Below are 9,258 nucleotides of genomic sequence, written 5' to 3'. Positions count from 1 at the left end.
CCACCGCCGCTACCATGGGTTCGCCATGTCGACATTAGATGAAGAAGATCGCCGCGAATACTACCGTATCGAGGACACGATCGCACTGGAAATTCAGCCCCTGTCCGCTCCCGAAGCCGCAGGCCAGGAAGTGTTGCAGGATGCTTCCCCGCTCTTCAACCTGCTCAGTGAACTGCACCTGAGTGAATTCGAGTCGCAACACCTGTTGCGCCAGATCAGCGAGCGCGACCGGGCCATCGCCGCGTTCCTCAAATCCCAGAACAAACGCATCGACCTGCTCAGCCAGGTAGTCGCCCTGACCGTGCTCGGCCACATCGGCGAGCCGCAACCGGTGATCATCTCCGAAGGCGGGATCGACTTTCAGCACCCGACCGCGCTTGCCACTGGCGCGCACCTGTCGGTGAAACTGGTGCTGATGCCGCAGGCGCTCGGCCTGTTGCTGCGCGCCCGCGTCACCCATTGCGATCGCAAGGGCGACGGCTACGACGTCGGCACCGAGTTCGAACACTTGACCGACGCCCAGCGCCAGTTGCTCGCGCGCTATATCTTGCAGAAGCAGGCCCAGGAACGACGCCTGGCCCGCGAACAGAACGAATCTGGCATCTAATTTAAGGAAGCACCGTGACCCTCATCTACGGCCACCGCGGCGCCAAGGGCGAAGCACCGGAAAATACCCTGACCAGTTTTCAGGAATGTCTCAAACACGGCGTGCGCCGTTGCGAACTGGACCTGCACCTGTCCAAGGACGGCGAGTTGATGGTCATCCACGACCCGACCCTCAAGCGCACCACCGACCGCCGTGGCAAGGTCGTCGAGCACACCGCCGCGGAACTTGTGACCTACGACGCGCGCAAGGGCGGCCCGGGCTGGATCAAGCCGTGCCCGATTCCAACGCTGGAAGAATTGTTTGAGCAGTGTGATTTCGAGCACTGGCAACTGGAAGTCAAAAGTGCGTCGCGCACCCGCGCTGCAACCACCGTGCTGGCGATTCGCGAAATGGCCCAGCGCCATGGCTTGCTCGACAAGGTGACCATTACTTCGAGTTCGCGAGAAGTGCTGAAAGCGGCACTGGACCTGGTGCCGGACGTGTCACGCGGACTGGTAGCCGAATACGCCTGGCTCGACCCGTTGAAGGTCGCGGCCAACTATGGCTGTGAGATTCTGGCGCTGAACTGGACGCTGTGTACGCCGGAACGCCTGCAGAAGGCGCAGCGTCAGGGGCTGCATGTGTCGGTGTGGACCGTCAACGAGCCTGCGCTGATGCGCAGACTCGCCGACTTCGGCGTTGACAGCCTGATTACAGACTTTCCCGGTTTGGCCACTGCCACCCTCGAGAATTGCTGAAATCGGTCTCCCCGGCCGGCTCAGGCCACCGGCCGGAGCCCGTCAAAAAAGCCGGTTGAGGCCGTCGTACGCCGCTACCCGATAGGCTTCGGCCATGGTCGGGTAGTTGAACGTGGTGTTGACGAAGTACTTCAGCGTATTCAACTCACCCGGCTGGCTCATGATTGCCTGACCGATGTGCACGATCTCCGACGCCTGATAACCGAAGCAGTGCACGCCCAGTACTTCCAGGGTTTCACGGTGGAACAGGATCTTCAGCATGCCTTGCGGCTCGCCGGCGATCTGTGCACGCGCCATGCTCTTGAAGAACGCCTTGCCGACTTCGTACGGCACCTTGGCCTGGGTCAGTTCCTGCTCGTTCTTGCCGATCGAGCTGATCTCCGGAATGGTGTAGATACCGGTCGGCACGTCATTCACAAAGCGCCAGCTGCCGTTATCGACAATGCTGCCGGCTGCCGAACGACCCTGGTCGTGGGCGGCACTGGCCAGGCTCGGCCAGCCGATCACATCGCCGGCACCGTAGATGTTCGGCACGCAGGTGCGGTAGGCCTCGTCGACTTCGATCTGGCCACGGCTGTTGACCTTGACGCCGATGTTTTCCAGACCGAGCTGGTCGGTGTTACCGGTACGGCCGTTGCACCAGAGCAAGGCGTCGGCCTTGATCTTCTTGCCGGATTTGAGGTGCAGGATCACGCCGTTATCGACGCCTTCAACGCGATCGTAATCTTCGTTGTGGCGCACGGTGATGTTGTTGTTGCTGAAGTGGTAGCTCAGCGCCTGGGAGATTTCCGAGTCGAGGAAGCTCAGCAACTGACCGCGGTTGTCCACCAGCTCAACCAATACCCCCAGACCACTGAAGATCGAGGCGTATTCGCAACCGATCACGCCGGCGCCGTAAACGATCAGTTTGCGCGGGGTGTGGCCGAGGCTGAGGATGGTGTCGCTATCGTAGATGCGCGGGTGGTGGAAATCGATGTCCGCCGGGCGATACGGGCGCGAACCGGTGGCGATGATGATGTGCTTGGCCACCAGTTTCTCGACCACGCCGTTGGCGCAGACCACTTCGATGGTTTGCTCGTCGGCGAAGCTGCCGGTGCCAAAGAACACGTCGACGCGGTTACGGGCGTAGTAGCCGGTACGCGAAGCGACTTGTTTGGAAATGACTTTCTCGGCGCTTTTCAACACGTCCGGGAAGGAGAACCAGCGCGGCTCGCCGATCGCCCGGAACATCGGGTTGGTGTTGAACTGCATGATCTGCCGCACCGAGTGACGCAGGGCCTTGGACGGGATGGTACCGAGGTGGGTGCAGTTACCGCCGACCTGGCGACGGCTGTCGACCATCGCGACCTTGCGCCCTGCTTTGGCGGCGTTCATTGCCGCGCCTTCTCCCGCCGGGCCGGAACCCAACACCACCACGTCGTAGTTGTAGACAGCCATGCGTACTCCTCAGAACAGGCCGCGATGCCAGCAGCACCGACGGCTAAATCACGCCGAATCGCGGCGCGAAGGAACAATTGGGGGCCAATGAAGAACCCGGACACAGTCTATAGAAGCGTCAACGCCGCGCACATTAACCCTTGGTCGCGTCGTAGGCTACTTTTGCCTGCACTACAACGCCAGCCTTCGTACTGTTTTCAGTCAACTTTTGCGCCATTGAGCCGCTCGAACGCCCGACTGGTGCGGATGACGAAACCTGTATCGGCACGAATCACGAAGAATGCAGCAATCCCATGTTTTTCGGCATAGTCCCACGCCCTTTCCGGCCCGAGAATCAGCAACAGCGTCGATAGTCCATCGGCCATCAACGCTGAAGGATGAATCACCGTGACTGACGCCAGATTGTGTAGGACCGGCGCCCCGCTGCGCGCATCGAGAGTGTGGGAATAGCGCCGACCGTCCTGCAGGAAATAGTTACGGTAATCCCCGGACGTGGACACACCGTAGCCATCGACATTAATGATGCGCTCGGCCACCTGTTGATCGTCACGCGGCTCCTCCAGCGCGATGCGCCATGCCGAGCCGTCGAGTTTTTTGCCCTTGGCCTTCAGTTCGCCCGTGGCTTCAGCGAGATAGTCATGGATACCCATGGCTTCGAGTCTGGCGGCAATGGTGTCGACGGCATACCCGGCGGCGATGCTGTTGAAGTCGACTTCGACAGCGGCGTCCTTGCACAACTGCTCGCCATTGATGCGCAAGTGCTGATAACCGACGCGCGACATCACCTCGGCGAGTGCGGCGGCGCCAGGGACTTTCTCTTCGCGCCCCTGCGGGCCGAACCCCCAGAGATTCAACAGCGGTTCGACAGTCAGGTCGTAGGAGCCTTCGCTTTGCGCTGACAGTTGTTCGCCCGTGCGGACCAATTCGAGTACCGCTGCAGGCATTTTCTGACAGCTATTGGCGGGTAAAGCGTTGAAGCGCTCGATGTCCGAATCGTTGCGATAGGTCGATAGCTGCCGATCGACTTCGCCGAGGATCCCCTCCACTTCACCGCGAACTTGCTTCGGTTCGGGCAAGCCGGCGCGGCGCACATACTTGATTGAATACGTGCTGCCCATGGTCGCCCCACCAAGGCTTTCCATGGAATCGCCATTGCCGCAGCCTGCCAATAAGCCAGCCAGAATCACAAGCCCAAGCAACCGTCTAGTGAACAATTATTCATCTCTCCGTAAAACCGCGACGGCCATTATGAATTAAAGGATCTGCAACATCTTTATACAAAATCCAATAGCGAGTACCTGAACATGTCCTCCACCACGGGCAAAGGCAAAGCGATTTTTCGCGTTGTCAGCGGCAACTTCCTCGAAATGTTCGACTTCATGGTCTATGGCTTTTACGCCACAGCCATTGCCAAGACCTTCTTCCCCACCGACAGCGCCTTCGCTTCGCTGATGCTTTCACTGGCCACTTTTGGGGCCGGCTTCTTGATGCGTCCGCTCGGGGCGATTTTCCTCGGCGCCTACATTGACCGTCATGGCCGTCGCCAAGGGCTGATCATCACGCTGGCGTTGATGGCTGCCGGTACGGTGCTGATTGCCTGCGTGCCGGGCTACGCCACCCTCGGCGTCGCTGCGCCGTTGATCGTGCTGTTTGGTCGGTTGCTGCAAGGCTTTTCCGCTGGCGTAGAACTGGGCGGCGTATCTGTCTATCTGGCAGAGATCGCCACACCAGGCCGCAAGGGCTTCTTCGTCAGCTGGCAGTCTGCGAGTCAGCAAGCGGCGGTGGTTTTCGCCGGCCTGCTCGGCGTCGGCCTCAACCACTGGCTGAGCCCGGAACAAATGGGTGACTGGGGCTGGCGCGTGCCGTTCCTGATCGGCTGCATGATTGTGCCGGTGATCTTTGTCATTCGCCGCTCGCTGGAGGAAACGCCAGAGTTCCAAGCCAGGAAACATCGCCCGACCCTGCGGGAAATTGTCCGCTCGATCGGTCAGAACTTTGGCATTGTCATCGCCGGCATGGCGCTGGTGGTGATGACTACGGTGTCGTTCTACCTGATCACTGCGTACACCCCGACGTTCGGCAAGGCTGAACTGCATTTGTCGGATTTCGATGCGTTACTGGTGACGGTGTGTATTGGTCTGTCGAACTTCTTCTGGTTGCCGGTGATGGGCTCGGTGTCTGACAAGATCGGCCGTAAACCCTTACTGCTGGCGGCGACCATTCTGGCGATCCTGACGGCTTATCCGGCACTGTCGTGGCTGGTGGCGAACCCGAGCTTCAGCCATTTGCTGATTGTCGAATTGTGGCTGTCGTTCCTCTACGGTTCGTACAACGGCGCGATGGTGGTGGCGCTGACCGAGATCATGCCGGTTGAAGTGCGTACGACCGGCTTCTCGCTGGCCTACAGCCTGGCGACCGCGACGTTCGGCGGGTTTACCCCGGCGGCTTGTACTTACCTGATTCATGTGCTGGACAACAAGGCAGCGCCGGGGATCTGGCTCAGTGGTGCGGCGGTGTTGGGATTGATTGCGACGCTGGTGTTGTTCCGCGGTAACCGGCATGAGCTGCGTACTGCGCAGGCCTCGATCGTCGGCGGCGCCAGATAAGACGCTATCGCTGGCAAGCCAGCTCCCACAGGGACTTCGGGCGTGAACACAATTGTGCAACCTCCCAAGAACCTGTGGGAGCTGGCTTGCCAGCGATGAGGCCGGCACAGGCAATAGAGATTGATCCAGCCACACAAACAAAAACGCCCCGACCTAAGTCGGGGCGTTTTCATTTGCAACGAGTGCTTAGCGCGGGAACGCTGGCGGGTTTACACCGGCCATGTCTTCCATCACGCGAACCACCTGGCAGCTGTAGCCGAACTCGTTGTCGTACCAGACGTACAGTACAACGCGGTTGTCCTGAACAATGGTCGCTTCAGCGTCGACCACACCGGCGTGACGCGAACCCACGAAGTCAGTGGACACCACTTCCTGCGAGTTGACGAAGTCGATTTGCTTGTGCAGATCGGAGTGCAGCGCCATGTAGCGCAGGTACTCGTTCATCTCTTCACGGGTGGCGGCTTTCTCAAGGTTCAGGTTGAGAATGGCCATCGACACGTTTGGCGTCGGAACGCGGATCGCGTTACCGGTCAGCTTGCCGGCCAGCTCAGGCAGGGCCTTGGCAGCAGCGGTGGCAGCACCGGTCTCGGTGATCACCATGTTCAGCGCGGCGCTACGGCCACGACGATCGCCCTTGTGGAAGTTGTCGATCAGGTTCTGGTCGTTGGTGTACGAGTGAACGGTTTCGACGTGACCGTTGATGATGCCGAACTTGTCATTCACAGCCTTCAGCACCGGCACGATGGCGTTGGTGGTGCAGGAAGCGGCGGACACGATCTTGTCGTCAGCAGTGATTTCGTTGTGGTTGATACCGTGAACGATGTTCTTCAGCTTGCCTTTGCCAGGCGCGGTCAGAACAACTCGAGCGACACCCGGGCATTGCAGGTGCTGACCCAGGCCATCGGCGTCACGCCATACACCGGTGTTGTCCACCAGCAGCGCGTCTTTGATCCCGTACTGGGTGTAATCCACCTCGGTCGGGTTCTTCGCGTAGATCACCTGGATCAGGTTACCGTTGGCGGTGATGGTGTTGTTTTCTTCGTCGATGACGATGGTGCCGTTGAACGGACCGTGCACCGAATCGCGACGCAGCAGGCTGGCGCGTTTGGTCAGGTCGTTGTCGGCGCCTTTGCGCACGACGATGGCACGCAGACGCAGACCGTCGCCACCACCGGTTTTCTCGATCAGGATGCGCGCCAGCAGACGGCCGATACGACCGAAGCCGTACAGCACAACGTCAGTGCCTTTGCGGGCCGAAGCGTTTTGCTGGCCAACCACGTCAGCCAGTTCTTCACGCACGAACTGCTCGGCGCTGCGGCCATTGCCTTCGCTGCGGAATTTGAACGCCAACTTGCCCAGGTCTACCGAAGCCGCGCCGAGCTTGAGCTCGCTCATGGCTTTGAGCAGTGGGAATGTTTCGTGGACGGAGAGTTCGCTGTCGTCGGAAGAGCGGTGGCGCGCAAAGCGGTGAGCTTTGAGAATCGCGATGACAGACTGGTTGATCAGGCTGCGGCCATAGATCGAGCTCACCACGTTGTTATTGCGGTAGAGCTGACCGATAAGCGGAATCATCGCTTCTGCGAGTGCTTCACGGTCGATCCATTCACCAAGACACTGGTCGGGCTTCTGAGTCACGGTAACCTTCCACATGTAGGGGCAGAAAAAAGGGGCTACATTATGCCGCCGACAACCTCTTTCAGCAATGCGCGCTTGTCGCGCAATCGGTAACAAAATTTCCTCCAAAAAAATCACACCCTCCGCGAGCCCAGTAAAACCGGGGCCTCCAGCGCAGTCAATTTTTCGACTACTGTTAGACGATGTCTGTAACCCTCCGTAACACCATCCGATTTCGGCACTACATAACCCTGAAAAAAGTGCTCGTTTTTATGGTTACCACTACATTTCGCGCAAACAACGAAGATAGACGTAGTCTGCAACTGACAGGCGGCACCCGACGCCGCTACAATTACCGACTTTGTCGCAACGCCTGGAGCTCAACCTTCCGTGCCTGTTCTGCGTCTACCGCTTCTCCCTGCTGCGGCAGGTAAACAGCACTGGGGCAATCTGCCCGGTGCTGCCCTGAGTCTCGCGATTGCCGAGGCTGCCAGCGCTGCCAAGCGCTTCACCCTGCTACTGACCGCCGACAGCCAGAGTGCCGAACGGCTGGAACAGGAGCTGAGTTTCTTCGCCCCGGATTTGCCCGTTCTGCATTTCCCCGACTGGGAAACCCTGCCCTACGACCTGTTCTCGCCGCACCAGGACATCATTTCCCAGCGTATCGCCAGCCTTTATAGACTGCCGGAACTGGCGCATGGCGTGCTGGTGGTACCGATCACCACCGCCCTGCATCGACTGGCGCCGACCAAATTCCTGCTCGGCAGCAGCCTGGTGCTGGATGTCGGGCAGAAACTCGATGTCGAGCAGATGCGCGCGCGGCTCGAAGCCAGCGGCTATCGCTACGTCGACACGGTCTACGAGCACGGCGAGTTCACCGTGCGCGGCGCGCTGATCGACCTGTTCCCGATGGGCAGCAAGCTGCCCTACCGCATCGACCTGTTCGACGACGAAATCGAGACCCTGCGGACCTTCGATCCGGAAAACCAGCGTTCCATCGACAAGGTCGATTCAGTCAAGCTGCTGCCGGCCCGTGAGTTCCCGCTGCAAAAAGATGCGGTCACCCGCTTCAAGGCGCGTTTCCGCGAACGCTTCGATGTCGACTTCCGTCGCTGCCCGATCTTCCAGGACCTGAGCAGCGGGATTACTCCGGCCGGTATCGAGTACTACCTGCCGCTGTTCTTCGACGAAACCTCGACCCTGTTCGATTACTTGCCCCAGGACACCCAGGTGTTCTCGCTGCCGGGCATCGAGCAAGCGGCGGAAAATTTCTGGAACGACGTGCGCAATCGCTATGAAGAGCGCCGCGTCGATCCATCGCGTCCTTTATTGCCACCGGCAGAGCTGTTCCTGCCGGTGGAAGACTGTTTCGCCCGCCTGAAGAACTGGCCGCGCGTGGTGGCCAGTCAACAGGATGTGGACACCGGCGTCGGCCGTGAGCGCTTCCCGGCGCAATCCCTGCCAAATCTGGCAATCGAAGCCAAGGCCACGCAACCGCTGGCCGCGCTTTCGGCATTCCTCGACGAATTCCCTGGGCGCGTGCTGTTCACCGCCGAATCCGCGGGCCGGCGCGAAGTGCTGCTGGAGCTGCTGGAACGCCTCAAGCTGCGGCCGAAAACCGTCGACAGCTGGCCGGACTTCGTCGCGGGCAAAGACCGCCTGGCGATCACCATTGCCCCGCTTGACGAAGGTCTGATGCTCGACGACCCGGCGCTGGCGCTGGTCGCGGAAAGCCCGCTGTTCGGTCAGCGGGTCATGCAGCGGCGCCGCCGCGAGAAGCGCAGCGATGTCGCCAACGATGCAGTGATCAAAAACCTCACCGAACTGCGCGAAGGCGCGCCGGTGGTGCACATCGATCACGGTGTCGGGCGCTATCTGGGCCTGACGATTCTGGAAATCGACAATCAGGCCGCGGAATTCCTCACCCTCGAGTACGCCGAGAACGCCAAGCTCTACGTGCCGGTGGCCAACCTGCACCTGATCGCGCGTTACACCGGCAGTGACGACTCCCTGGCTCCGCTGCATCGCCTCGGCTCCGAAACCTGGCAGAAAGCCAAGCGCAAGGCGGCTGAGCAGGTGCGCGACGTTGCCGCCGAACTGCTCGACATCTACGCCCGCCGTGCCGCTCGCGAAGGTTATGCGTTCGCCGACCCGAAAGCCGATTATGCGACGTTCAGCGCCGGCTTCCCGTTCGAAGAAACCCCGGATCAGCAATCCACCATCGAGGCCGTGCGCGAAGACATGCTCGCACCAAAAC

7 protein-coding genes are annotated in these 9,258 nt (G+C 60.1%); 4 read left to right on the top strand and 3 right to left on the bottom strand.

All coding sequences use genetic code 11. The features are described from left to right. The first annotated feature begins 25 nt into the window (after positions 1-25). Together DBR24_RS08630 and DBR24_RS08625 are read left to right on the top strand one after the other, a co-directional pair. Positions 26-607, top strand: a complete 582-nt coding sequence (locus DBR24_RS08630; RefSeq protein ID WP_128614502.1) for a PilZ domain-containing protein — start codon at positions 26-28, stop codon at positions 605-607. Positions 608-621: 14 nt separating this feature from the next. Then, positions 622-1,344, top strand: coding sequence for a glycerophosphodiester phosphodiesterase family protein (locus DBR24_RS08625; protein ID WP_123461950.1), 723 nt, complete (start codon positions 622-624; stop codon positions 1,342-1,344). A 42-nt stretch (positions 1,345-1,386) separates the two neighbouring features. On the opposite strand, the gene sthA is transcribed toward DBR24_RS08625, so the two are convergent. Both sthA and DBR24_RS08615 read right to left on the bottom strand, forming a co-directional pair. After that, positions 1,387-2,781, bottom strand: a complete 1,395-nt coding sequence (sthA, locus tag DBR24_RS08620) for a Si-specific NAD(P)(+) transhydrogenase (protein ID WP_064117858.1) — start codon at positions 2,779-2,781, stop codon at positions 1,387-1,389. Positions 2,782-2,978: 197 nt separating this feature from the next. Further along, positions 2,979-3,923, bottom strand: coding sequence for an FAD:protein FMN transferase (locus DBR24_RS08615; RefSeq protein WP_256591348.1), 945 nt, complete (start codon positions 3,921-3,923; stop codon positions 2,979-2,981). A gap of 162 nt (positions 3,924-4,085) precedes the next feature. On the opposite strand from DBR24_RS08615, the gene DBR24_RS08610 reads away from it, so the two are divergent. Continuing rightward, positions 4,086-5,387: an MFS transporter gene (locus tag DBR24_RS08610; RefSeq protein ID WP_128614500.1), complete on the top strand. Its 1,302-nt coding sequence runs from the start codon at positions 4,086-4,088 to the stop codon at positions 5,385-5,387. Between the two features lie 186 nt (positions 5,388-5,573). Here the strand turns inward: DBR24_RS08610 and DBR24_RS08605 are convergent, their stop codons facing one another. Beyond that, a complete protein-coding gene (locus DBR24_RS08605) occupies positions 5,574-7,037 on the bottom strand; it encodes a glyceraldehyde-3-phosphate dehydrogenase (RefSeq protein WP_123461946.1) in 1,464 nt (487 codons plus the stop codon). Between the two features lie 354 nt (positions 7,038-7,391). Between DBR24_RS08605 and DBR24_RS08600 the strand changes: the two genes are divergently transcribed. Further along, the coding region (locus DBR24_RS08600) for a CarD family transcriptional regulator (protein WP_305888838.1) at positions 7,392-9,258 on the top strand (1,867 nt) is incomplete at its 3' end.

It is taken from the genome of Pseudomonas sp. HMWF006 (genome assembly GCF_003061205.1).
GTDB classification, from domain to species: domain Bacteria; phylum Pseudomonadota; class Gammaproteobacteria; order Pseudomonadales; family Pseudomonadaceae; genus Aquipseudomonas; species Aquipseudomonas monsensis.
The sequence above is the reverse complement of the archived record's forward strand: the minus strand, read 5'-3'. Positions and strand labels throughout refer to the sequence as shown.

Coding starts and splice junctions, on each gene's coding strand:
- DBR24_RS08630 (WP_128614502.1), top strand. CDS start 26: ATGTCGACATTAGATGAAGAAGATCGCCGCGAATACTACCGTATCGAG.
- sthA (WP_064117858.1), bottom strand. CDS start 2,781: ATGGCTGTCTACAACTACGACGTGGTGGTGTTGGGTTCCGGCCCGGCG.
- DBR24_RS08615 (WP_256591348.1), bottom strand. CDS start 3,923: ATGGAAAGCCTTGGTGGGGCGACCATGGGCAGCACGTATTCAATCAAG.
- DBR24_RS08610 (WP_128614500.1), top strand. CDS start 4,086: ATGTCCTCCACCACGGGCAAAGGCAAAGCGATTTTTCGCGTTGTCAGC.
- DBR24_RS08605 (WP_123461946.1), bottom strand. CDS start 7,037: ATGTGGAAGGTTACCGTGACTCAGAAGCCCGACCAGTGTCTTGGTGAA.